The following is a 25,464-nucleotide window of genomic DNA, read 5'->3' as shown; positions in this document are numbered from 1 at the left end:
GTATATCTGTTTGAAAAAAATAAACACTGCCTATGATATAATAAATCTAAGTATATATTTATAAAATAAAAATTAAATTTAATCAATAAATTTATTAAATATAAATTAAATACATGAGGAGAAATAATATGGATGAAAATCAGCAACTCAATATGAATACAACAGAAGTAAGAGAGTTTTTGGAGATTAGTAATTTCATTGTAAACAAACTGGTAAAAAAGGGACAATTAGTTCCAATTAACAAAGATACATGGCGATTAGATGGGAGTTTCCTTTTCAGAAGAAGTGATGTAGAAGCAATAAAAAAAGCAAGAGAACCTGAAGGTCTTACTTTGTACCAGGCTAGTAAAAAATATGATGTGAGTACATATCAATTAGAAAGATGGCTAGAAGATGGGGAATTAACAGCCACTATACAAGAATATCGTAATCGTGAAACTAAATTCATAAGAGAAGAAGAGTTACTCAAGCTTGTACATCGATTAGATCAGGCAAATGCACTTTATACATACTCTCAAAAGTATAATACCGTTTTATTCCACAGATACATGCAGGGGAATACGATAGCAAGAGTCATTTCCATTCCAAAGCGTGGAGATATTATGTTAATTGATGAGTTCGGAAATGAACTTACCTTAAAAGAAGCAAAAAAATTAGGGTATGAACCAGCTTATGAGTTGACTGATAAACCTCGGAGCCATCATCAAAGATTTATTAAGTTCCGTTTACCTAAGTCTGATCAATTACGTAGTAGTTCTTTCCAAAAAGTTGACTTAATACTCCAATATGTCTCACCAAGAAATATAAAGATTTCAGAAGAGAAGGGTTTTTGGTATTTAGATGTAAGACAATCACTTATTGAATTGCCTATGGGTATGCAAATGGAGTGGGTTGAGAGCCTCTCACCATATTTAATTGAAGGAAAATTAGTGAAACGTGTTAATAATAGCGTTTATTTAGATAGCAGCAGTGTGACAAAACCAGTTACGATTTCCAGTAAAGAATATCAAGTACTTAATAAAATAGTCGAAGAAACAAACAGCACTATTGAGGAATTTATTGCGTCCGCTATTCGCGACAAAATCATTCACTATCAAAATACACAATAAACGTATTTATAAGCTATTTTAAGCATAACGAGAATTGATAATCATACAATGATACAGAAAGGCTTTTCACATGGTATCTATCCCTTATATCCGAAAAGACACCTAATTAAGGTGTCTTTTTATTTTTCACCTTTCAAGGAGAAAAAGCATATATTAGAATAGAGGACGAGCTGATCACTCCTCCTCTATTCTAATTTTTGGTTAGAACCCCTCACACAGTAAGAGCATCTATTGTCCTGGATGCTCTCTTTTTATTGAACAAGATGGACACTTAATATTCTGTAAGTGTAAACATAGAGGCAGTAATAACCATTGAAATTGATAAAATTATTTGAAAGAGCATTTTCTCACTGCACTCGTTTTTGTTCATGGATTTTCTAAACTTTTTATTGATAATATTAAAATATGAAGAATGTAGTTGAGGTTCGATTTAAGTTCTAACAAAATATCCGAATTTGATTAATTAGTACAACCGTCAGTCAATTAACAAATGCTGGTACTAGTTTAGTATTGATTAATACGATCGGGAAAGATGTATAAAATAAAGATTCAACATGGAAATAACTCGTATACATTCACATCGAAAAGGGTTGTCTCATAATATATTAAGACTGGTTTATTAAGATATTGTAAGGGTGTGAATATATGGAAGATATACATGTGAAAATTGAAAGTCTGAAATCAGAACAAAAAGAGATCATGCGTGATATTCGTAATTTAGAAACTCGAATAATAATTAACGAGAAAGACATTTCTACAATTAATAAGCAATTAGAAAAAATAAGCACGAATACCTCTTGGATTTTACGCATTATTATCAGTACGATAATTATGGCCGTTCTAGGTTTGATACTAAGAGGGACAATTTAAAATTCCAAAAAGTACTCTTTGAAGAGAGACAAGTATCTCTCTATTTATTTTGATGAGATGCATGTCGGAAAAGGATAAAATACTAACTTAAATCATATTTCTTAAAAGTAAATGTAAATAAGTAACCCCAACTATAGAAAATGTATAATCCTTATAAATACCACTATTCATGAATTTATTTAGCAATTCTTCTTACGTGGCGTTCCATCTTTAAGACCCATACCTATGATAATACAAATCCTTCTATGAAAAAATCCATATTTGATTACCATCATCCTTCGTAGACATAACAGTCTATATTGTGTGAAAGGTCATTATCCTAAATAATAAACAATACTATAAGAAGAAAATATAATGGAGGTGGAGTCATGGGGGTTGTTAACGCTACAGATGCAGATATTGCACTTTTAGCAAGATTACTGAGAGCAGAGGCTGAAGGAGAAGGGACTCAGGGTATGTTGCTAGTCGGAAATGTAGGAATTAACCGAATAAGAGCCAATTGTTCTGATTTTAAAAATCTTCGTACCATTAGACAAATGATTTTCCAAGAACATGCATTTGAAGCTGTTACTCACGGTTATTTTTATCAAAGAGCAAGAGAAAGTGAAAAACGCTTAGCTCGTCGAGTAATCGCTGGAGAGAGGCATTGGCCTGGAAAATTTAGTTTATGGTATTTTAGGCCACCAGGTGATTGTCCTCAACAATGGTATAATCAGCCTTTGGTCGGACGTTATAAAAAACACTGTTTTTTTCAACCAACAGCCGCAACTTGTGAACAGGTTTATAACACATTTTAAAAAATGATAAAAACAATCTGTATAAAAGTATATGGTAGAAAATATGTTGGCTTGTGCCAACCGAAATTCATCTGCCACTTACCGTTGGGCTATCGTTTTGCACACGCTTGAGTAAGGTGAATTCTTTCGGGAAGTGCGGTTAGAAATAATTTAAAGGAATCTAGATAAAACAAAAAAACACAGATAAATTTCTATTCATGACTATATATTATAACGGCTCTAGATTATGTCATAGTTATGTAGGAGATTCGATGTCTAGGGCAAAAAGATTAAATGATTATGATGGTTAATCAAATGCAAAAATTTACTGTGGAAAAATTAGCACATGAATTGGTTGTTTCAAAACGAAGCATTTTCAATTAGGTTGCACATTTAGACAGTTAAATATATATAGATAACTTTATGGATTGGTGGTATAAGATCTTCTAATTCTTAATTATATAGTATGAAAAACTTGGTAATTAACTTGTACACTTTTAGTAAATTTATTTGTTTTATGTAAAGGTGCCAAGAAATACTTTGTAGTTTTATTTCTTGGCGTGGGTATTTATTTGGGTCATTTGGATGCCGACCTTACAATAGTATATGTCCGATATATAGAATGGTTTGTTATTTACGTTCAGTTCAGTGAATTTAGGAAAGAAAAAACACCTATTTTTTAATAGGTGTTTTTTCTGCAAATTGGCTTATAAAATTAAAGGAAAGGTATTTCTATTCATTCATTTTTAATAATCATCGTTATGATCATGTTTATGCTCATCACATTCTCTACAATGCTTGCGCTTGCAACAGAAACGATTACAATCAGGTGAATTTATAGAGATGACGTTAATTCTGTTAATCGCAATACGTGCTAATCCTGGGAAACAATCAAAGTCAGATAAAATGATTACGTTGTTTCCTTGAAAACCTTGGAATGTTGCACTTGTAGGTGGTTGGCAATCATATTGAATAACAATACAAGTACCAGGAGTTAATGTGTGTAAGAATTGTGCTAATGCTGGATTATTATTGAACTGTCTATTGCTTTCATCTTTTCTGTGATGATCTCTATGATGATCTCTCCGATCATCTCTCCGATCATCACATCTATTGAAATCACAACCTCCACCAAAACCAAAACCCATAAAATTACCCCCTTTCGTTCGTTAGTACATCTTATGCTCGTCTAGAAAGGATGGTGTGAGTATAGGAGTCTAGTTAAGTGTGGATTTTTTATGTAAATATGAAAGTTGTTTAATAATACCATCTTTTTTTCTCTTCATTTACCTAATATGTTCAGTTTGATTTGTGGTGTACTATTACAAGGTATTTTTTGTAACATTGCTATATCTTTTGTTTATAGAATTAATGTTCGAAGGTTTTACGTATGGTATGGGGATCGATGGATTCTATGCCGGAAGAATTTCCAGATTTTTAAAAGTGTCGATAGGCCTGAACCCTACTAAGGAGCTTGTTTCTTTTTCGAGAAGGGAGTAACTGAGGATATGCATCGCTTTTATCAAGAGTAGTAGTTCATTTAAGCAACTGTTCTTTGTTTTCCCTCCTTATTAGATATAAAGTTTTTATCTTGTAATACCCAATTAGATTTCTCGGTTTGAGTTACACATTTTATAGGGTTTAGTAAATCAAATAATTTATAAATTCGGTTAGGAGTAGTATAAATATACGATGCATAGTTGTGTCTGAATAATGTAATGACGTCCTTCCTTTCTAAAATTATAAAAAGATATGGATGATAAAAAAAGCGAAAAGAGGATATAAAAAAGAGTTGTATAATGGTGATTCTTTTGTTATGTAAATGTACGACGCAACAGGAAGAAGAATTTGAATTGAACGGGGAAAGTGTATGACGCTATGCTTATTTAGTGAAAATGTTATAGCCTTGGCATAAAAGTAAATCCAGTTTTATCGCCAACACTCGCGAAGCAAACAGTGATGATACGTTCTTTTTTAGTATCTACATGTGTTTGGGGATATAGAAAAACCTCTTCACGAAGAACTGTAGCACGCAAATGTAAGCAAACAAGATTGACTTATCCTATGAGGAGGCCATGAAAATATCCAAATAACGAATCTTTACTTGAAGAAACAAATGAAACAGAAAAAAATGTAAGAATGACTTTTGTAGATATATTCAATTGGTTTATTTTGGATATCATCAATATAGTAAAGGAAATGTATATAAAAAGATTACTTGTCTTGGAAACAAGCGATCTCTTCATTAAATAAATTGCTACTTACCAAAAGCAAGTATTAATTATCCCATACATATGTTCAGGAGATATTATAACGCAATTTTTTAGTTATATAGGGGGGAGCATCAGGATTTTTCTTTATAAAAGAATAACTCTCTAAAGTGTCTTTCTCCGACTTGAATCATCTTAATTTTAATGATATACATAGTACTCCTATCTAAATTAGAAGATTAGGTAATAATAACAAGTTAAAAAGAACGAATTTAGTGATATAACTTGTATCCTATTGCATCTCATAATACAATTAAAGGGTAACTTAAAATAATTGCTATATATAGTAGGCGGGTCATCTCACTTCCATCCAGTAGGGAGGGAGGTGATAGAATGATCGCATTTTTAATTGAATTAGCAAGTGGATATGCTAAAGGTATCGGAATAGGTTTAGGAACCTTAACGATTACTATAATCCCTTTCTTATATAAAAAAGCGAAAACCGCCCTACTCGGAAAAGATAATAAGGACGGTTCTCGATCTCAAAGTTAATTAAATTGTAAAACAACCGCGCCTACTATCTTCCCAAATAGCAAGTTTAAGTTGCGAAAGGCAGAAGTTTCTCAGGCTTCTGTCTTCTTTATTTTATGCAAAAAGCTTATAAACTTATACACGGTATTCATATTCTCCAATGAACAAATTGAAAAATTTATGTGCGAATACTATGGCTTCATTATATCCAATTTGTTGACTAATAGTCAACAAATTGGTATATTTTCATGCGATCTAATCATCTTTATGCAAATGAAACTGCATTGTAATGTACTAGAGTACAAAAAATAACACAAAGAAAGGGATAATCTTTTTTACTCACATTTCTTCTAAAAATTATAGAGACTATATCATTTAAGGTTATACTTACTTTACTAATTCGTTTTACAACAAGTTGACTATTATTGAGCCTACAGTTTATTTCTATTTGTTAACATTACATGTTGCCACCTCAATACGTCTTTCCTTCTTTATTTTTGTATAGTGTCCAGGTACATCTACTTGTTATTTCTCCAATGATACTAATTGTTTTGAACTTACAAATGGAAATAATGGCTGCAGGATTAATCCTGTAGTATTCACTCTAGCACTAGGTACAAATTACCGCCGAGTTACAAGAGAAAATTTACTTATACAAGGATATATTCGTCACAGCATTGAATATGCAGGTAGTGGATTGGATTCACTACTATTTGTTTGTATTGCGAATATTTTATTTTCTGGTTTTATAGATTTAACAGAAGGTTATTTGCTATTACTAGTTTTTTCCTCAGACACTACACGTCACTTTATCATTCCTAAAAAATGGTGACTTACCATGCTTAGAAAAATTCTTTTTGAAAATACAGTTTTTTATAACGAACAACCATATTGCGAATTAGTCAGTGCTCAATTTTTTGAATTAGCTCTTTCTCCTTGTCCAACAGAATTAAACGAAATATTTGATACTCTTCGCGAAAAAATTGTACTAGATCTTACTGTGAAAATTTTACAAGTACAAGTATAAAATAAAAAAGACAATGTCTTTTTTATTATTATAAAACATATATAATGATGAAACGGTCACGTATCAAAACATATTTTATGATTTTCATAAGTGGGGGATGGTGATGGAAAAGCCATTGGTTGGTAAGCGAATATGGAACAAATTTTACAAAAGGGAAATACTAAATGATCAAGATGATTCACGCGAAATAAGAAAAAATAAGAAAAATGAAAAAAAAGAATCAGAGAAAGAAGCAAAAGCGATACAAACAGAGAAAGAAAGAAAAGAACCAGAGTTAGAAAAAGAAGTGAAAGTAATACAAACGGAGAAAGAAAGAAAAGAACCAGAGTCAGAAAAAGAAGTGAAAGTAATACAAACGGAGAAAGAAAGAAAAGAACCAAAATCAAAAAAAGAAGATAAAATAATTGGGTTTGAGAAAGAAAGTGAAAAGAATTTACTAGAAAAAGAAGCGGAAGCGAATGAATTAGATGAAGTAGAGGTGAAAATTAAATCAGAAAAAGTAGATAAAACGAATGAATCACAGAAAAAAAGTATAGATTCGGAATCAAAAATAGAGACTTCAGTACGTTCAATAGAAGTAAAAACGCCATTTTCTATTATTTCGGATGTTACTAGTTTTATAAAATTCCCTAATATTAATGTAAAAAATCAAGAAACATTTGTATTTCGAAGTGAAAAAGATGCAAGAGGGCGTGAACTGGATTCTAAGTTATTAACTACAATGCAAAATTATGCTGAAGAAATTAACTGTAATTTAGTTTCTTCAAACCTTCATGAAAAGAGAGTACTTTTAGAACTTTCTAATCAAAAAGTAAAAGGGAATATGGAAGAGCGTTGGGGAGGCCAATCTTCGTGGATTCCTATCCACAGTATGATATTAGAGAAGGATGTTGAAGCAGATGTAAATAATTATATAACTGCGAAACTACCAATAGAGATAGGGAGGTATAAAGGTGAAATTAGTTTAATAGAAAAGGTAGTTTTTAAAGGGAAAACTATAGAAATAAAAGAGGTGTCACAGGAAATTATTTTGACAAAAAAAGAATTCTTATTGCCAAAAATAATAAAGAAAGAACATAATCCATCTATAATTGAAAAAGGAAGCTTATGTGTAGAAGGATATATATTTCAATGTATTGAATTTATATCAGAACAAAGTAAAACTCACGATAAGCGTTATCAGTTAATGCAAAATATTGTATTGGAATTAACTATCCAATTATTGCAAGAACAGGAAGTTCTTGTGAGGATTACATAAATGATCATATATCCATCAATCAGCTGGAATTTTTTTCAGGAGTATGTAATAGAGGAAAACAAAAAGGGTGCTAGCAAGTTTGCAAATAATCTAACTAACATGTATTAAAAATAGAGGTGGAATAATAATGATGTCTCGCTTTAAAACAAGTTACTTGACTAGGTGAAACAGGATAAATCTATGTTAAAACATGCGGTGAGATACAGCGTGTATTCACTTCCATTTTAGAAAAATCCCAACTTAAATAATAATACATGTTTATCGTAATTATCCAAACAACAATTATATTCTTTGAATAATTGGAGGAACAACTTCTTTCGTAGTTTCTACTAAAAATAAAACAAGTTTCCCAGCCAATTGTAGACCTCTAAATTTAGGGAGAATAAAAATTCCACCTATTCCTATAGCATTATCATCTAGTTGGACTAATTGTCCAACTCAATTTCATTATATCGTCACCTCCGAATGTTTGCTCTGATGCCTCTATTATAAATAAATTTTATGATGCTTTACCACTCAGAAGTATTTTTTTAGGCCGGACCATTCATCTCCCACTTACGCTGCGCTTAGAGGAAGGAGATTTCTGGCTGAAGTTCGTTAAAATGAACTATATGTTATGCTTTTCAAAAGAAGCCGCTTTATAGAAAGTATCCATATTCATTATTTAGGTAGTGTGTATAGAATAGGAACTCTAATGATAGTGATTTTTCCTAATATACGAATCCACCGCTCTAACAGCTACATCTGATAATGATTAACAGGATAGAATGATCAGTAAAGCGAAGTCGCTACCAAATTCACTGTAAGAACCACCGTAACTCATAAACTTTTCTCCTTTAATTAGAAGACCTAACAATGGGATAGATTGTTGTTTTAATGGCTTTACAGTGCTGTATATTTTATGGAATGAATGAGAAAGTCTGTTTAGAAATAAAGAAAAGACACTCTTATATGAGTGTCTTTTCTGATAGTTTTTTAGCAGAAGCAAGCAGCTCCAACTATGATTAATAAAATAAATAATACAACTAATAAAGCAAAGCCACCAGCAAAACCGCCGCCACAACTACCACCAAATCCCATAATAGATCCTCCTTTTGGTAAGAGGGTAAAACAAGGGTTCACTCAAGTGCCTTAACGGGTTCATTTTATCTTATGTTTTTATAGAGTAATTGAGCAGGTCCTTTTAAAAAAAGAAAAGCAATGGATCTTGACTTGGACTAGCCAATATACGAGCCGAACCGCCTAGATCATTCGCAAAAAAATAGTTCTTATTCAAAAAATAGATACGTAATAAGTGGGGTTTCGTCCCCACACGACGAGCCAGCATTCTAGCCAAATAGCAAAGGGTATATCATTGCTATAGCGAATATATTTTTGAGGTGAAACGCTATGAAGCCGTTATATAGTCCTGGCGACGTGGCAGAGCAATTAGGTATCCAATCTAGTACATTACGTAAGTATGCTGATGTATTAGAAAAGAGGGTTATACTTTCATAAAGAATGAACGTGGGCATAGGAAGTATAGAGGAAGTGATATAATAGTGTTTCGTAAGGTTATTGACTTAAAGAACAACACAGACATAACAGTAGAAAACGCTAACAAAACAAATAGTATCATGGCATCAAGGTGTTGAGGTACTGCCATTAGAGCGACACAGCGCTATGAAGAACCAGATTTAAACGCTACAGACGATGCTTCAAGATCAAAACGAGTTCATTGAAAAGCAAAATGGATTACTACAAGAATTAAACAAGCGTTTAGTTGAACAAGACCAGCGATTTGCACAAAGAGAATCAGAGTTATTGAGCGCTATACCGCTATACAAACGATACAGGAATCCCAAACGCTTATAGCGACGAATACTAGTGAAGACGAAGAATCAGGGACGCGATGAAATGCTTATGCAAACAATAATGGAAGTCCAGGAAGTTAAGAAGATGATTGCAGCAAGTAAAGATAAGTAATGGTATGAGTTTTGGAAATAATCTTTTGAGATTTAATTAATTATTTTTCGCCACCTCTAAAAAATATAGAAAAATGAATATAAGAGTAAAGTTTAGAGTCATATGAGAACCCTGAGCTTTTTTGGATACTACTGATAATCAGATTTTATGTGAACTAAATATTAGGAAGAAGGAATTGAAAATGCATAAGAAATGTCCTAATTGTGGTTTTAGAGAAATCAGGCAATGTTCATTAGAAGTCCAAGCATATTTAATACTTAGTAGTACGAATAACCTTTTTAATAAATTTTCAAGTGTGATTGCTGATGTTTGTACGGAGTGTGGTAACATTTTATCTATGAAAGCAGAGCATCCAAAGTATTTTAAATTAGATAAATAAAAACTACTGATAATACAGATTATGTGAACAGAAAATCCCTTTAGAAGGAAGATCTAAAGGGATTTTTTTATAGATTTTGAGATACATGGACTACTGATAAGTGGTGTTATGTAAACTTTACATGAATAAGATATATAATATAAAAATAACGATTAACTGAGGTGAGAGTATGGAAAATACATATGAAATTCCTATATTAGAAACAAAGCGTCTTTTATTAAAAAAACTAGATTTTCATGATTTAGATGATTTATTTGAAGTCTATTCGGATCCTCAAACAACTACCTATGTACCTCGGGAGGTACAAAAAAATAAAGATGAAACTCGTATTTTTTTAGAAAACACGATGGAAACAGCTAAGAAAGGTAAGTCCTTCACATGGTCTATTATCTTTAAGGGTGATCAAAAAGTTATTGGAACCTGTGGCATCTGGAAATTATTATACGGTAGCGCTTCTTTAGGAGCTGTTATTAACCCACTGTATTGGGGAAAAGGAGTTATCGTCGAAGCTTTAGAAGAACTAATAAAGTTTGGCTTTAAAGAATTAGATTTAAATCGTATTGAAGGAAGATGTGATGTAAGAAATATAGCGTCTGAACGAGTTATGCAAAAGCTAAAAATGACATATGAAGGAACATTGAGACAAAGTGTAATGATCAATAGTATGTATTGCGATTCTAAGGTATATTCTCTATTAAAACATGAATATGATAATTTTCGATAACAGAACTTATGTAAAAAGCTAGCATGGATCTAGCTTTTTCTTTTTTGTTCATGAATGTTCTAACCTCTTTATTTGTGATGTTTTGAATGTATACTTTAGTTGGTGATTTTGGAGGGAATGGGTAAATTGAAATAGATTCAATAAAATCAAGGAAATGAATGTAAACTAATATTCAAAAGTTTACTTTGGAACTTATAATTGAAATTCAACATACAATGACACGAGTATTTACAACATAGTTTTAGCCAGGGCAATAAGAAAAACCACAGCAATTGCTGTGGTTTTTCTTATTGATGAAATGGAAAGTGAATTTCTATTCAAAAGTTTACTTTTGAATTAGAAGAAGGAAATTTTTATTTTATCCAATTTTTTATCTCACACTTAAAAATAAAGTGGAAAACATTTTATATAATACTTGATCAATAATTGGTTGTTTTTGGTGAATCGAACTGATTAGTATTTAATTTTTGAGGGGGAGGTTTTTTCGCGTTGTACACTTTATTTACATTAAATTACATGTTTTAAAAAGTGAAAATTATAAGTACAGTAATGCATGGAGAAGAGTTTGAATTAAATAAAAGTATCGAGCTTCATTTTTATTAGTAGATGGATACTGATTTTCATTATGTAATTGAACAGCTATTTCTTCTATTTTAGAAATAGTTTGTAGCGCTCTTTTTTCTTTGTTATTTCTCAGAACTTTATAATCTCCAATTCCAAGTCTAACGTATATCTCGTTTTACACTCCCCTCCTTTTACTCCAATATAAAGAACTTCCTTTTGAAAAAAGTATTATTATTTCCTTTAAAGCTTTCAATTAAATTCTTGTATCGTAATTTAACATAAAGATATTTTAAATTCTTCATCCGCAATGAAGAACAGATGATTTTCTACCTTGCATCTAATGTACGTTTTATAAATATATATAATAATTTTCTAAATACAACAGTTTAACTTAGTGGTTAGATAAATATTTAATATCAATAAAAAAACAATGATTTTTATCAGTCTTTTATAAAAATTGACGCATATATTAGTCAATGCTAATATGAATAAAAAATAACATATTAGTGAGAACTAATACGAATGGAGAGGATACATTTGTGCAACTCAAATGATTTGGATGTAAAAGTTAAGTTTATTCGTGGCTTTTCTGATAAAACAAGACTACAAATTCTTCAATGTATGATGGATGGTGAAAAAACAGTATCCGAAATTGTAGAAATCACCCAAGGAAACCAGTCAAACATATCCCAGCATCTAAACTGTTTAAAAGGATGCGGAATCATTCTAGGTAGACGAGAAGGAAAATACGTCCATTATTCCATACGTAATAAGCAAGTTGAACAGCTTCTCACTATGTTTGATGTTGTTTTTCATGAGGTACAAAATGAAGTAGCATCATGTGATAAAAATGATGCTTGTTTATCTCAAAAACAAGAAAATTGTCATGACAGATAAGAAAGAGAAGACAAAACAAGTAAATTTCTGTCAAGATTCGTACTTAACACCTTCAAAAGAAGAGTTAGCAAAGGAAACTTCATCCTGTTGTTCATCTGAATTAGCCCTACAAAGCGAAAAAGTGACATCAAAATCTTCTTGCTGTAGTGATAGCCCATGCGAAGACTCTTTAACTATTCTTAATAATCTGAAAATACCAGGAGATGGGGTACAAACATATGTGGTCGATGGCATGGACTGCGGTGCTTGTGCTTTAACTATTGAAAAACATCTACAAAATGTTTCTGGCGTAGAGGAAGTTCGAGTTAATTTCGCTACAGGAAAAATGCAAATTCGTCATAGTCGAAATGCAGATGACATTATTAAAGAAGTATCTAATGCAGGCTTTGAAGCCTCCTTAGCAGGAACTCGTAGAGGAGCGACATCTGTTTCAAAATCAAAAAATACAACTTTGATTCTCTCAGGGCTATTTTTAGCTTTAGGATTTGGAGGAAGTTTTACAAACGTACCACCTCTTCTTATTACACTTCTTTATGCGATGAGCATTGGGATTGGTGGTTATAAGCCTGCCAAAAGTGCCTTTTATGCAGTTAGAAGTAAATCACCTGATATGAATGTGCTTATGATTTCGGCTGCTATTGGTGCTGCATTAATTGGCCAATGGCTAGAAGGAGCAACGCTACAAAACTTGGTATTGCCATGGGCGGTGCAGGAACTGATACAGCAATGGAAACGGCAGATATTGTCTTGATGGCAGACAATCTTGAAAAACTTCCTTATACCATGAAACTAAGTCGAAAAGCATTGCACATCATTAAACAAAATATATGGTTCTCATTGATTATTAAATTTATTGCCCTTGCCTTTATCTTCCCAGGATGGCTTACTCTTTGGATGGCTGTACTAAGTGATACAGGGGCTGCGCTTATTGTAATACTTAACAGTATGCGCTTATTACGAAACAAATAATAAGATTCGGGGCTACCTAGTAGTTCCGTATCTTAAATACATTTCGAAAGGGTATCCAACATATGAAAAAAATGCGTGTAATTGGATTACTTATGCTTATTTCCATAGTTTCGATTTTAGGAGCATGTAGTGATGATAAACTAAGAGATTCACTAAATTGGGATGTAGAAAAATTTGCATTTACAGATCAGAATGGGAAAAAGTTTGGTTCATCTGAGTTAAAAGAAAAAGTTTGGGTAGCTGATTTTATCTTTACAAGCTGTCAAACTGTTTGCCCACCTATGACAGCCAATATGGCAAAACTTCAAAAAATGTTGCATGCAGAAGGAATTAAAGATGTAGAGTTTGTATCATTTAGTGTGGATCCAGAAGTAGACACACCTGAAAAAATAACAGAATTTATGAAGGTCTATGGAATGGATACAAAAAGAACTCATTTCCTAACAGGATATACACGACCAGACATTGAAAAGTTTGCAAAAAAGAACTTCAAAACCCTTGTAACCAAACCAGAAAATAACTCACAAGTTATACATGGTACGAGTTTCTATCTCGTGGACAAAGATGGAAAAGTTGTAAAGAAATATTCAGGTCTTCAAAACACACCATATGAGGAAATCATTCGTGATATTAAACGAATTCGATAACTAAAAAGCTTCTTACTATGTTCCTATTAAACTCTTAAAATGGATTCCTTGTTACTGTGGCTGTGACGAAAACTCCGACCATAAAAACAATAAAGAGTGTTTTATCAGTGAAATTAAAGAGAACGGTGAGGTTATATGGGAATCATATGCAATGGGTCAAGCTGCTTGTGTAGATATTGCTTTCCAAGCCATTTTAATGAAACAAAACGGAGCCTCTACTTTAGAAATTCGTGAATACATCGACAAACAATATAAGAAATAAGGTATAAATGCAACTCCAACACCGATGCCTAGCGATTAATACATTTTTTAGGGGAAGTTAAACTATTTGCCTTTTAACATAACTAATTAAATGTGACTCAATTACCCAAAATGAAATCTCCTAACATATTAGTTATATATAACATGTTAGGAGATTGGTATTTTAAGTGTTTTTTTGATTTAGGTCTTAATAACGAATGGAGTCCATTTGAACATTCTTCTTCCTTTTGGCATATTAGCGTTTGTCATGATTTATGTCCCCGATTAGTGTGTTTTTGTATTTAGCTGTGGCGCTATGCGCGTAGAAACTCCTTCGATAAATGCTGGTTTTCCAAAACTTTGTGCGTATTCTTTCCATTACTTACGCTAAATACATTTCTTGTTCTTGCTGTGTTACATTATCCAAAAGAGAAACTTGCTCATCCCCTGTTTAGATTAAATTAGTTAGAGAAATGGTTGTGCTACGACTGGGTGAGACATTCTATTTTTGACGTGAAAGAATAGAAAACTGTCTCATATTCGAAATTTTTTCCATTATTATCAAATTCTCTTTTTAGTAAGTCCTCCAATTTATACCCATTTAAATTTAGACAAGTACCTAACCAACCTTGTTTACCATATATTGCTTTCAAGTAAAGGATTATAGGAGGAATTGTGATGTTAATTAATCCATATAGTTTATATATAATTCAATGTGGTCAATTTAGTAATTACTCTCCACAATATTTATCTAGATTAACTCCATTGTATTCATTATATTATCCAGAGTATCATTATAATTGTTATGGTAATAGGGATTATGGAGGATGGAATAATGAATACAATGGAACCTCAATATATGATATTCATTATTCTGAATCGGAACGAATGAGTTGGGTGAGCAGTGGGTTAGATCATTTAGGGCATGAGATAGATCATGCAGTGCATCATCCTTCTTCTATGATACCTCCTGTTTGTCACGGTCATACTGGATACCTGACAAATAAGTTTGAATTAGAATACAAAACCGAAAATGGTGGTTGGGTTGCAGCTTGGTCTGATGACATTGCAGAAAAAGATGTATTACAGGGAGTAGTAGCTGCAGGCGTATCTGTATTTAGCGCTAATCCAGCTGCTTTTTTGTACTGGATAAATCAATTAGTAAATCGTACTATTTCATCTATACAAACTGATGCACAACACAAGTTTACGGCTGAGATGAGGAGAGTAGCTAATGAAATAGCTGCAGATGTTATTAGACGAGCAATTCAAGGGAAAAGTTCATTAGAGACCTTTAAACGATTTGATACATTTGATTTTAAAGCCGGGGCAATAAGATATTCTGGTAGAAATATGGCTTGTGGAAATACAGTATCTACTACTTGGGGAATGAAGCCGTATATTGCACTTAGAGTGCGCTAAATTTATAAACCTGAAGATAAACAAAGGGGGAGAATAGATTCTAACAGTGGAAGCAATGAATAATGCATTTGTTCCTATCAACGATATAGAGAGGTGATGTTTATATAACTTAAGAAAGTAGGGGGCTCAAATTGAGTAGCCCCTTCTTATTTATTTAAATTCCACATAAAATTTAGTGTCCATGATTCCAAAAGCAACTTTACATGGAAAAGGATTTTTTTCTGTTGAATCAGCACGCATACAAGAAAGTACCCAATATTCCAGCTCTAAAGGCAAGCGGAATACTTGAATACTACCATCATTGTTTTTTACTGTTACGATTGGGATATTTGCACTGGTTGTTGCAAAACCGTCTGTTTTTATCATTGCTACTACATCATTAGTATGAAAACCGGTACTTAAAACTTCGTATATCTTTTCATCTTCCTCATTGATAATCATAGGAATACCTAAATAGGGATAGTTATTTACATCATTATGAATAACTGTTCTTGCTGTATTCTTTCTTATCTGATTCCCTTGCATTTTATACACTCCTTAACAATCTCAACGTGATTACTTAAATCTATTCTATTTTACGTCTATTATGTTAGAAAATTGTAGTGTCATCTTATTATAAAAAGCATCGGTACATATAACAGCACTATTTAGCGGATCAATATCAACAACAGTCATATAACTTGAGAGTAAATAACCATCTTCATAATATGTAATTAATATTTTTTCATCTTTCCATTCATTGCTTAAAAGCATAGTTAGTTCAGTCATATCTCGTCCTATATACATACTTTCATCTTTATAATATGTAGTTTGAATGAGGATTAAAATAATATGTGGAAGTTTAAAAATATAATTAAGAATAGCTTTTAAATGGGTTGGTTACATTATTGATTGTGGAGGTGAGAAAGATGAACAAAAAACAACAAGGGTATAACAAGGCAACTTCTGGTGCTAGCATTCAAAGTACAAATGCTAGCTATGGTACAGAGTTTGCAACTGAAACGAATGTACAAGCAGTAAAACAAGCAAATGCACAATCAGAAGCAAAGAAAGCGCAATCTTCTGGTGCTCAAAGTGCGAATGCTAGTTATGGCACAGAGTTTGCAACTGAAACAGATGTGCATTCTGTGCAAAAACAAAATGCACAATCAGCTGCAAAAAAATCACAATCTTCTAGCTCAAATCAGTAATGAAAGAAAAACACTTCTCTAACTCGAGAGAAGTGTTTTCTCAGGCTGTGAAGAAACTGTTCTCCACAGCCTGTTTTGTGTCTGAAAAAATACATAATGTATCACTAGCAACTTTAGATGATGAGTTTGCCACAGTTTTAAAAACTGAAGAATTGATTAAAAAGTTGTAGTTAGTTGAAACAATATAATCTGAAGGTGTTTGTCATATATACATTGATACCACTAAGTCGTTTACTTCAAGGAGAATACTTCATTCCTTTCTTTTTTCTCTTACAGCTTGATTTTGTAATCGTTTTTGTTGCTGTTGTTTTGTTAATCGATCAACAATTACATGAGCTGGTACTTTATCAATCATTCCTACATAAGCATCAGCTATTTCACATGTTTGTCCTAGGTGAAGGGAGTTCATTAACGTCTCCATATTTATCTGTATATGGGGCACGACAACGGTTACTAATTTTAGGTGCCAATCGTCATTTTAAGTTAACTGAACTGGAATTCCGTTAACTTTTCGAAATAAATCTAACAAAATTAGTTTACAGAACACCTATAAATATTGGTGGAAAATAAGTTTACGGAACATATTTAAAGAAAACGTTCTTGGAGACTTCATATCTAATTACCTTAAAGTCAATGTTTTATCATACATTTCAAAGTTTTTTACAAGTGGCCCGAAAAAGAACCAATCATTGCGGTACCCCTAATATTCTTACTTATAGTTCTTGAGTATATACACGGATATTCATATTATTAATTCCAATTATGTCCATTGAGTACATATCAATGGGCCCCACCCCATACCCATCAGGTTAAGAATTATATTGTTCTTCCAATTAGAAATCTATTGAAATAATAAATAAATTCTTCTAGTTTTAAATGAATATAGATTGACTTATTGGGAAAAAATTACTTTTAGGGCTTTTAAATAGATTTTCTCAAAGGAGAGATACTTTTGTCTAATCAAATTGATATGAATACATATTCTTATTTAGTTTCCGATAAAATACAGGAACTTATATTGTTTCCAACTGAACAATGTAACTTTAGATGTGTTTATTGCTATGAAGATTTTAAGTTAAAACGAATGTCCCCAAACATTGTTCAAGCAATCAAAAATTTCATGGATAATCGTGCACCTAAATTAAACTTCTTATCACTTAATTGGTTTGGTGGCGAGCCGTTAATAGCGAAGGATATTGTTTTAGAAATTAGCAATTATGCAAATCAATTATCTAGGAAGTATGATGATTTGTCGTACTCTTCAGGTATTACCACAAACGGTTACCTTTTATCACCTTCAACTTTTAAGGAACTGGTAGAAGAAGGGGTAACTCATTATCAGATTTCACTGGATGGTCCAAAAAATATACATGATCTTACTCGAATTAAAGCTAATGGAAAAGGGACATTCGAACGTATATGGAATAATTTGATGTCTATTAAAAATTCAGAGTATAAAAATTTCCAGATTCTTCTTCGAATCCATTTAACAAAAGATAACCTTCCACATATGAGTGATTTCATGGGAGAGCTTAGAGATCATTTCGTAGGCGATCCGAGATTTCAGATCCTATTAAAACCAGTTGGGAAATATGGTGGTCCAAACGACCATAAATTAAATGTAATTAATGATAAGGAGGAACAAATTTTCATAGAACAGTTCAAATCTATGCTTTATCAAAATTCTACAGAGGTAAATGATTTTAAAACAGATAATGTTTGTTATGCATCTAGACCCAATTCAATTGCAATAAGGTCAGATGGGAGTTTAGCAAAATGTACCGTAGCTTTACATGATGAGCGAAATAGTATTGGAAACATTGAACCAGATGGAACCTTGAATATAAATAAAAATCGTTTGTCTCCTTGGTTACGAGGCTTGGTTACATTAGATTCTGAGACTCTAGAATGTCCTAAACGCATGTTACCTTAATGTGAAGGGAGGTGTATAAAATGAGTGAAGCACCTAAAGGCAAGATTTTTGGTGTAGACATGTCAGCGGAGGACATTACTCTGGGTACAGATGGATCGGTTATAATAAACAACTCCGCTCTTGTCGAGCTAGTAAAAGCAGCACAACTACAAATAGCTAAAGAAATATTGGGAGATTCTTCTCGGGATATTCCACCTCCAGTAGAAATTAATGAAAATTGTATTTAAACCTAATTCGATTGCAATAAGAGCGAATGGTAGCTTGGCATATTGTAGTTTAAACATTGTGGAAAATAGCACTGGAAGCATAGAACCGGATTGAATTATAAAAATTGGTTTGCTCCCTTGGTTATTACAGGATTTGATTATATTAGATTAAAAATCCTTAGAGTACCTTAAATAGAGGTGACCCGAATTTGAAGGGAGGTGCGTAAAATGAGCGAAACACCTAAAGGTAAGATATTTGGAGTTAATATGTCAGCAGAGGAGATTACTTTAGGCACAGATGGATCAGTTATAATAAATAATCCTGCTCTTGCGGAGTTAGTAAAAGCAGCACAACTACACACAGTTACAGAGTTGATGTCTGCTAGGGATGTAAATGTAGGATGCCCTACAGGTAATGTGTACAAATGCTCAGGTACATTAGAGTAATAGAACTTGAGAGGGGATTTGGTGTTATTTGTAAATTTCTTTTCAATAGACAAAATAGCAATTTTAGTGTGAGAATTCCAAAAAAAATCTTTATTTAGAGGTAATCTTAGATTATCTCTAAACTACTAGGGGATTGGATTGTCGCTAACATTCCTATAATTTTTGCTTAAAAGGATTAATTAGTAGGAAAGCCAGTCCCCAGTTTCTATTCAATCCATTCCTAAATAATAATGGTGATACTAAAGTTGGAAAGGAGATTTAATTTTGAAAAAATTAGCATTACTTATAGGCATCAATTATCAAAATTCAATTGCACCTTTAAAAGGATGTATTAATGATGTAAAGGGCATTACAAAGTTGTTGGTAGAAAAATTCCAATTTTCTATTTCGGATATACAAATATTATTAGAAGAGGCTGCAACTCGCCAAAACATACTAAACAGTTTAGATTATTTAATTAGTGAATTAAAATCGGGAGATATTGGGGTGCTTGCTTTCCACGGTCATGGTACACAAGTAGCTGATGAGCCACCTATTGATGAAGAAGATATATTAGATGAGGTGATTGTACCCTATGATGGGATTAATGATAAGAAGGTTCTTTATGAAAATGTAATTCGAGATGATGAGATACAGGAACGCTTAGTCAAATTGCAACAAAACGTTAGTTTTACGTTTATTTTTGATAGTTGTCATTCCGGAACAATAACAAGAGACATTACAGGAGCTACTAGATCGGTCCCTCCTTCCGTTAGCGTTTCTGAAATTAAACAACTCATATCGGGTCTTACAACCTCCAGATCACTGCCAAAGGAGCATCCTCTTTCGGTGGGGAATTATTATTTACTAACAGCCTGTAAGGCCGAGCAACAAGCAAAAGACGATATGACCAATGGATATTTTACTGCTGAGTTGTTAAAATACATGGAACCGGGCATTACATACGAGCAATTGAAAGAAAAAGTGATTCCAGCAGTAAAAGAACGCTCTTTTAATCAACAGGAGCCACAGTTCGACGTACCAAATCTATCCCTTCCAATTTTCGGTTCCCAAAGTAACTTAAGCCGTGGGATGGATCAAGTACTTAAGATTTTTGGAGTAGATATATTACCAACAGACATAAATTTAGAGTCAGATGGAACAGTTGAGATTAAAAATTCTAATCTTTTTAATTTAGTAAAACAATTAAAAGAAAAAAAAATTAAGGATTTATTTAATGCGTAATTCTGAAAATTCAGGTGTGGCAAACCGAATTATTTTCTCCCGAATAATGACAACCCAGTTTAAATCTCCAATTTGGAGATTTTCACCCTTTATTCCCATTAACTGAATGTTTAAGTCGCAACTGGATTTCTATTCTTGAATCGTCACAAATAATTGCTCCACGTAATACATACACCTAGCTGAGAATCTTCATAATATTTTCTCTCCCACTTTTCATATTTGATTTTCTCTTATTTGGGTTCATCATATAAACTATAATATAAGTAATACTTTTTATTATTTATATTTTGTTGTTTCCTGTTACAGAATCCTTATTATAAGGATTCCTTTTTTGTATCAAAAATCTACAAAGAAAAAAGATAAGATCGGGAACACAATCTTATCTTTAGCACAAGGAGTAAACAAAAGGAATAACCATCATATTTTTATAATACTTCATTTTTTGTTAATTTTGAATATTGAAACTTTAGTTTCTAAGTATATATATTGAGAAATTTATTACAAAATTAGCTATAAACGATTCAAAGTTTACTTTCATTTCCCTTTAAATATTAACTTTCATCTGTTTTTTACTGATATTCTAAAAACAGATGAAAAAGTATACATTCAAATTATTTTGGTGAATAATGGATTAATTTAACCTAGTTTTATACGTATCTCGGTTGAACCCCATCATGGAGATAACTGATTCGTTTTAAAAGGTTTTACTTAATTATAGCGCTATGTGGCTGTGCATAATTTTGACAAAACATTACAAAGACCGTGCGAGCTTCGTCGATGGATTTCAAGAGGTATTAGCCCTTTGATATGGAATTTTCCTTATAGGAGGTGGCGTAGCGCTATGTCAGAAGCAGAGATAGTATATACCAGCAATGAAGTCTATAGTCGTTTAGGAGTAAGTGGCAGTACACTTAGAAAGTATTCGGATGTTCTTGAACGTGAAGGGTATGATGTAAGAAAGAATAGTCGAGGGAGAAGGGAATATACAGAGTTTGATGTTTTGCTTATTGAACAGTTAGTAGAGTTGAGTAAGCAAGATGGTATGACTTTAGAAAAAGCTGCGAAAATGATTGCAAAGCAGTTTGGAATCGCTAATAAGAAAGAGGAGTCCCAGGGTACAGATGCAGTTCCTTATCAAATGCAGTATCAATTCCAACAACAATATAGCGCTATGATAGAAGAAATTAATAAGGTGCAGCAAGCAAATCTATTAGAAATGGAAAAGAGACTGGGGGATCGTATAGATCAAAAAAACAAATTAATCGAAGAGGATATTAAAGAGAGAAATAAATTAATAATGGAAGATATGAAAGATCGCAAGGAACGTGAGGAAAGGATAGAAAAGAGGTTGGAGCTAAGGGATGATAACCTTATGAAGATGGTCAGAGAGATTCAAGATGCTAAACGTACTATTGTATCAGCACAGGAAGAAATAGCGGCAGCAAAAAGGAAATTCTGGTGGAAGTTTTGGGGATGAGTACATTCAATAATAAATGTACTCATTTCTCTATAAAGCATCGAATATTATAGTATAATTTTGCTGTTGAAAAATTGATTACATTGCTGAGGGGTTATATTCGTACCAGTTGGTGTCGGAAACATTAAATTATCACGATTTGCGTTATGATCGGGATCATTAGGAAACGGATCGGGGTCATCGGCTCGACCGCTTTGATTACTAAAATTTAGTACATGTCCTAACTCATGTGCCAAGAGTAAAGGCTCAGCTTTTTCACTTATCAAAACAATGTAATTGTCATCACCAAGGGGTTCCGCGCGAGCAACGACATTAGAAGGATTTCCGTTTTTTATGAAAAATCTACCCTCTACAAAACAAACTAAAACATTTATTTCAGCAAAATTCCTTTTTATTGTATCAAAAACATTGAACACATCTTGAGATAAATCGTTAACATCTATATTTTCTGCTATTAGGCGAGTGTCAAGTGTTGCATAAGAATCTTCTCCACTCGGATATGCCCAAACATTTCTAATCGAAAAACTTCTATCACAAGATAAAAATATAGATTCGGCTTCTCTCATATATTGAGTTATTCTTGTGTGTCCAGTACCCCCGGTATCTGCATTTTTTGAATACCACATTTGTGCATTAATATAATTGCCACTAGGTATTCGAGTTCTTGGGTGTCGATCATGAAGTGAGACTTGCATTTTCAAATTCCTCCTTAAATGTTATTACAGCATATAAATTTTGTGTAATAACTCATAATGTTATACGTTATTGAGGGATGACTGGCATATCCTTGATTCAGTTGAATTGTCATATAATCTTATAAAATATTTTTAAATTTCACATACCGTATTAAAAATGAATTTTGGTGATTGACACAATAATCTCTAGAGTGCTACGTTTTTAATGGTAAAGTAATAAGAGGTTTATTACTTAGATGCAACATACATAATGAGAAAAGATGTTGGAATACCTTTAGAAAAAGGAAAACTCTCTTCTTATTTTCTTTAAAATAAAATATACAGATAATATAATTATATTAAATGAGCCTTACATTTAGGGAGGAAGAAAGTAAGATGTTTAAAAAAGTTACACCGGTTGTGGCTTCTATTATAGGATCTAGTCTTTTACTAACAGCTTGTAGCAGTGGGGAAAAAGAGACTGGTAATACAGCGAAGGCAACTAACAAGAATGAAAGAAAACAATCCATTAATTTGCCGTATATAGCGGAGATTCCAACAATGGATGTAACAAAAGCGACTGATAACGAATCAATGAATGTAATGCGTAATGTGTTTGAAGGTCTATATACGCTTGGGGAAGACAATAAAGTAGTACCTGGTGTGGCGAAATCTTATGATGTGAGTGAGGATAAGAAAACGTACACATTTCACTTGAGAGAATCAAAATGGTCAAACGGAATGCCTGTTACAGCTGAAGACTTCGCCTTTGCTTGGAAAAGAGCTGTGAATCCTAATACAGCGGCAGAATATGCGTTTTTGTTCTTTGATATAAAGAATGCGAAGAAAATAAACAGTAAAGAGTTGCCTGTAGATCAGTTGGGGGTAAAAGTAATAGATTATAAAACATTAGAAGTGCAATTAGAACAACCTGTTCCTTATTTCATTCAATTGACAACGTTTCCGACGTTTTTACCGATAAGCCAAAAGTACTTTGAATCAAAAGGGAATCAATATGGCTTAGAATCGGATCAATTAATATATAACGGAGCATTTACGTTATATAATTGGAAGCATGAGCAAGGTTTTCAACTTAAAAAGAATGCGAGTTACTGGGATTCTAAAACAGTTAAATTAGATGAAATAAACTTCGATATTGTAAAAGATAAGTCGACAGAAGTGAATTTATATGAAGCGGGTCAAGTTGATCGTGTAGGATTAACAGGTGAATTTGTTGATAAATATAGAAATAATCCTGACTTCAAGGAACGTCCTGAAGTTACTGTACAGTTCTTGCGTTTGAATCAGAAAAACGAAATATTGAAAAATAAAAATGTAAGATTGGCAATCAGTAAGGCGTTTGATAAGAAAGATTTTGTGGAAAATCTCTTAAACAATGGTTCACTTCCAGCGGAAGGGATTGTACCGTTCAACTTTGCGAGAGGAACGGATGAAAAAGACTTCCGGAAAGAAAATGGAAATTTAGCAAAATATGATGTGAATGCAGCGAAGGAAAGCTGGAAGACAGCCAAACAAGAGCTAGGTAAAGAGGAAGTAGTATTGGAATTGCTAACTAGTGACAATGCGTTAGCGAAGAGAAATGCAGAGTATTTTAAGGGTGAACTTGAAAAGAATCTGAACGGATTAACCGTGAATGTTAAACTGCAGCCACGCAAACAACAAATTGAATTGTTATTAAGTAGTGATTATGACATAGGTATTGATGTATGGGGTCCTGATATTCCTGATCCTATTACTTTCTTAGACTTATTTACGACAGATAGTACATATAACTTTGATAAGTATTCAAATAAGCAATATGATGAACTAATTTATAAGGTAAAAACCGATTTAGCTGATGAAGAAAAGGCACGTTGGGAAGCAATGAAACAAGCAGAGAAAATATTATTAGAAGATGGAGCAGTAGCGCCGATCTACCAACAAGGAAGATCATATTTACAACGTTCTTTTGTCAAAGGTATTGTGACCAACGATTTTGGTGGAGAATTTAACTATAAATGGGCTAAAGTTAAAAGATAGGTGGGTAAATTTGAAATATGATGAAGAAAAGGAATAGGTAAAAAAGGAGTTGATTTCCGAATCCTTTTAGTTATAAATAATGTGGAGTTAGAGTATAATTTTATATGGGTATATGGTATTTGATGAACGCTTTATCCTTTAATGGTGATTAATGAGGGAGTGTAAGGGGAGGGGCTTACAGCCCTTTTTTTATGGTGTTCTATAAGTTTTCTTATATAAGTAGATGCAGTTTGTATCAAGTAAATTGTTATACCTTTGAAATAAATTTGTACCGCTCTATCCCTTTGTATGAAGGGATCTTTTTGTGTACATGTGTAATTGTACACATGTACACAAAAAAATAAATCGTTCTATCGCTCTATATGTTTTATGAGGTAGTGTCACATGCCCATCAAGCTAAGGTTTTGAGGTACCCCCTAAATGAGAACTTTCTTCCTCTACAGTTAGTCATTTTAAGAAATTAGCTCATTTTTTTGTTTTGGTGCAACCTTTTCTATTAGGTTGATGAGCATGTGGTGCTACCCCATCACAATCAAGCTAAGAAAAGCAGATACCCTAAAACAAAAAAACAAGCCGTTTTCTGTCAAAAATACCCAGAATTTTCATCCATCTGTTTCAAAATATATTCATATTATTTATCCTAAAACATAAGTTTGTAAAGTATTTCTGACTATACTTTATTTTA

Annotated in this window: 22 protein-coding genes and 8 pseudogenes; 22 read left to right on the top strand and 8 right to left on the bottom strand. The window is 32.6% G+C overall.

Features of this window, described 5'->3' with window-relative positions; translation table 11 throughout:
* The first annotated feature begins 128 nt into the window (after positions 1–128).
* The 3 genes from DN390_RS21765 to DN390_RS21750 all read left to right on the top strand — a co-directional run bounded on the left by DN390_RS21765 (position 129) and on the right by DN390_RS21750 (position 2,776).
* A complete protein-coding gene (locus DN390_RS21765) occupies positions 129–1,109 on the top strand; it encodes a DNA-binding protein (protein WP_147808413.1) in 981 nt (326 codons plus the stop codon).
* A gap of 645 nt (positions 1,110–1,754) precedes the next feature.
* A complete protein-coding gene (locus tag DN390_RS21760) occupies positions 1,755–1,979 on the top strand; it encodes a hemolysin XhlA family protein (protein ID WP_147808412.1) in 225 nt (74 codons plus the stop codon).
* A gap of 368 nt (positions 1,980–2,347) precedes the next feature.
* The gene (locus DN390_RS21750) at positions 2,348–2,776 is read left to right on the top strand and encodes a cell wall hydrolase (RefSeq protein ID WP_147808411.1); all 429 of its coding nucleotides are present in this window, start codon (positions 2,348–2,350) and stop codon (positions 2,774–2,776) included.
* Positions 2,777–3,501: 725 nt separating this feature from the next.
* On the opposite strand, the gene DN390_RS21745 is transcribed toward DN390_RS21750, so the two are convergent.
* Positions 3,502–3,903: a hypothetical protein gene (locus DN390_RS21745; protein WP_147808410.1), complete on the bottom strand. Its 402-nt coding sequence runs from the start codon at positions 3,901–3,903 to the stop codon at positions 3,502–3,504.
* A gap of 598 nt (positions 3,904–4,501) precedes the next feature.
* On the opposite strand from DN390_RS21745, the pseudogene DN390_RS31295 reads away from it, so the two are divergent.
* From DN390_RS31295 to DN390_RS21735, 4 genes and pseudogenes are all read left to right on the top strand, one after another.
* Positions 4,502–4,781, top strand: a pseudogene (locus DN390_RS31295) (tyrosine-type recombinase/integrase); the annotation flags it as partial.
* A gap of 577 nt (positions 4,782–5,358) precedes the next feature.
* The gene (locus DN390_RS30760; RefSeq protein WP_170879422.1) at positions 5,359–5,517 is read left to right on the top strand and encodes a hypothetical protein; all 159 of its coding nucleotides are present in this window, start codon (positions 5,359–5,361) and stop codon (positions 5,515–5,517) included.
* Between the two features lie 556 nt (positions 5,518–6,073).
* Positions 6,074–6,523, top strand: a pseudogene (locus DN390_RS31290) (DUF7852 domain-containing protein); the annotation flags it as partial.
* A 103-nt stretch (positions 6,524–6,626) separates the two neighbouring features.
* Positions 6,627–7,781 (top strand): BC_2427 family protein, encoded by a 1,155-nt coding sequence (locus tag DN390_RS21735; RefSeq protein WP_147808409.1) that lies wholly within the window; start codon positions 6,627–6,629, stop codon positions 7,779–7,781.
* A gap of 224 nt (positions 7,782–8,005) precedes the next feature.
* Here DN390_RS21735 and DN390_RS30750 read toward each other — a convergent pair.
* Positions 8,006–8,219: pseudogene (locus DN390_RS30750) on the bottom strand (GNAT family N-acetyltransferase); the annotation flags it as partial.
* Positions 8,220–8,756: 537 nt separating this feature from the next.
* Positions 8,757–8,861: a YjcZ family sporulation protein gene (locus DN390_RS21730; RefSeq protein WP_000505684.1), complete on the bottom strand. Its 105-nt coding sequence runs from the start codon at positions 8,859–8,861 to the stop codon at positions 8,757–8,759.
* Between the two features lie 309 nt (positions 8,862–9,170).
* Here DN390_RS21730 and DN390_RS21725 point away from each other — a divergent pair.
* From DN390_RS21725 to DN390_RS21695, 7 genes and pseudogenes are all read left to right on the top strand, one after another.
* Positions 9,171–9,746, top strand: a pseudogene (locus DN390_RS21725) (DUF3967 domain-containing protein).
* 548 nt (positions 9,747–10,294) lie between these two features.
* Complete coding sequence (locus tag DN390_RS21715) at positions 10,295–10,849, top strand: GNAT family N-acetyltransferase (RefSeq protein ID WP_147808408.1); 555 nt, start codon at positions 10,295–10,297, stop codon at positions 10,847–10,849.
* Positions 10,850–11,950: 1,101 nt separating this feature from the next.
* A complete protein-coding gene (locus DN390_RS21710; RefSeq protein WP_147808407.1) occupies positions 11,951–12,310 on the top strand; it encodes an ArsR/SmtB family transcription factor in 360 nt (119 codons plus the stop codon).
* Positions 12,300–12,992: pseudogene (locus DN390_RS31520) on the top strand (cation transporter); the annotation flags it as partial. The gene DN390_RS21710 and the pseudogene DN390_RS31520, both read left to right, overlap by 11 nt.
* A 44-nt stretch (positions 12,993–13,036) precedes the next feature.
* Complete coding sequence (locus tag DN390_RS31690) at positions 13,037–13,279, top strand: hypothetical protein (protein WP_370513482.1); 243 nt, start codon at positions 13,037–13,039, stop codon at positions 13,277–13,279.
* Between the two features lie 62 nt (positions 13,280–13,341).
* On the top strand, positions 13,342–13,926 hold the full coding sequence (locus DN390_RS21700) for an SCO family protein (RefSeq protein ID WP_147808406.1): 585 nt from the start codon (positions 13,342–13,344) through the stop codon (positions 13,924–13,926).
* 25 nt (positions 13,927–13,951) lie between these two features.
* Positions 13,952–14,188: pseudogene (locus DN390_RS21695) on the top strand (PCYCGC motif-containing (lipo)protein); the annotation flags it as partial.
* Between the two features lie 234 nt (positions 14,189–14,422).
* On the opposite strand, the pseudogene DN390_RS31275 reads toward DN390_RS21695, so the two are convergent.
* Positions 14,423–14,659 (bottom strand): annotated as a pseudogene (locus DN390_RS31275) (Y-family DNA polymerase); the annotation flags it as partial.
* 185 nt (positions 14,660–14,844) lie between these two features.
* Between DN390_RS31275 and DN390_RS21685 the strand changes: the two are divergent.
* Positions 14,845–15,588, top strand: a complete 744-nt coding sequence (locus tag DN390_RS21685; protein ID WP_147808405.1) for a hypothetical protein — start codon at positions 14,845–14,847, stop codon at positions 15,586–15,588.
* A gap of 150 nt (positions 15,589–15,738) precedes the next feature.
* Here DN390_RS21685 and DN390_RS21680 read toward each other — a convergent pair whose 3' ends face one another.
* Positions 15,739–16,113, bottom strand: a complete 375-nt coding sequence (locus tag DN390_RS21680) for a hypothetical protein (protein WP_147808404.1) — start codon at positions 16,111–16,113, stop codon at positions 15,739–15,741.
* A gap of 45 nt (positions 16,114–16,158) precedes the next feature.
* Complete coding sequence (locus DN390_RS21675; protein WP_147808403.1) at positions 16,159–16,356, bottom strand: YolD-like family protein; 198 nt, start codon at positions 16,354–16,356, stop codon at positions 16,159–16,161.
* A gap of 140 nt (positions 16,357–16,496) precedes the next feature.
* On the opposite strand from DN390_RS21675, the gene DN390_RS21670 reads away from it, so the two are divergent.
* Positions 16,497–16,778 carry a gamma-type small acid-soluble spore protein gene (locus DN390_RS21670; protein WP_061401355.1) on the top strand — a complete coding sequence of 94 codons (282 nt, stop codon included), beginning with the start codon at positions 16,497–16,499 and terminating at the stop codon, positions 16,776–16,778.
* A gap of 239 nt (positions 16,779–17,017) precedes the next feature.
* On the opposite strand, the pseudogene DN390_RS21660 reads toward DN390_RS21670, so the two are convergent.
* Positions 17,018–17,214: pseudogene (locus DN390_RS21660) on the bottom strand (IS4 family transposase); the annotation flags it as partial.
* A gap of 516 nt (positions 17,215–17,730) precedes the next feature.
* Here DN390_RS21660 and DN390_RS21655 point away from each other — a divergent pair.
* The 5 genes from DN390_RS21655 (at position 17,731) to DN390_RS21630 (ending at position 22,065) form a co-directional block, all read left to right on the top strand.
* Positions 17,731–18,711, top strand: a complete 981-nt coding sequence (locus DN390_RS21655; protein ID WP_255444114.1) for a radical SAM protein — start codon at positions 17,731–17,733, stop codon at positions 18,709–18,711.
* A 20-nt stretch (positions 18,712–18,731) separates the two neighbouring features.
* The gene (locus DN390_RS21650) at positions 18,732–18,938 is read left to right on the top strand and encodes a hypothetical protein (protein WP_147808402.1); all 207 of its coding nucleotides are present in this window, start codon (positions 18,732–18,734) and stop codon (positions 18,936–18,938) included.
* 207 nt (positions 18,939–19,145) lie between these two features.
* The gene (locus DN390_RS21645; RefSeq protein WP_147808401.1) at positions 19,146–19,364 is read left to right on the top strand and encodes a hypothetical protein; all 219 of its coding nucleotides are present in this window, start codon (positions 19,146–19,148) and stop codon (positions 19,362–19,364) included.
* Positions 19,365–19,628: 264 nt separating this feature from the next.
* Positions 19,629–20,588: a caspase family protein gene (locus tag DN390_RS21640; protein WP_179955769.1), complete on the top strand. Its 960-nt coding sequence runs from the start codon at positions 19,629–19,631 to the stop codon at positions 20,586–20,588.
* An 841-nt stretch (positions 20,589–21,429) separates the two neighbouring features.
* Positions 21,430–22,065 carry a DUF3967 domain-containing protein gene (locus DN390_RS21630; RefSeq protein ID WP_147808399.1) on the top strand — a complete coding sequence of 212 codons (636 nt, stop codon included), beginning with the start codon at positions 21,430–21,432 and terminating at the stop codon, positions 22,063–22,065.
* 47 nt (positions 22,066–22,112) lie between these two features.
* Here DN390_RS21630 and DN390_RS21625 read toward each other — a convergent pair whose 3' ends face one another.
* Complete coding sequence (locus DN390_RS21625; RefSeq protein ID WP_147808398.1) at positions 22,113–22,760, bottom strand: hypothetical protein; 648 nt, start codon at positions 22,758–22,760, stop codon at positions 22,113–22,115.
* A 375-nt stretch (positions 22,761–23,135) separates the two neighbouring features.
* Here DN390_RS21625 and DN390_RS21620 point away from each other — a divergent pair, with 375 nt between their 5' ends.
* Complete coding sequence (locus tag DN390_RS21620) at positions 23,136–24,779, top strand: peptide ABC transporter substrate-binding protein (protein ID WP_147808397.1); 1,644 nt, start codon at positions 23,136–23,138, stop codon at positions 24,777–24,779.
* Positions 24,780–25,464: the final 685 nt, after the last annotated feature.

Origin of the sequence: Bacillus sp. SH7-1 (assembly GCF_008042405.1) — a bacterium.
Lineage (GTDB): Bacteria > Bacillota > Bacilli > Bacillales > Bacillaceae_G > Bacillus_A > Bacillus_A thuringiensis_N.
The sequence above is the reverse complement of the archived record's forward strand: the minus strand, read 5'-3'. Positions and strand labels throughout refer to the sequence as shown.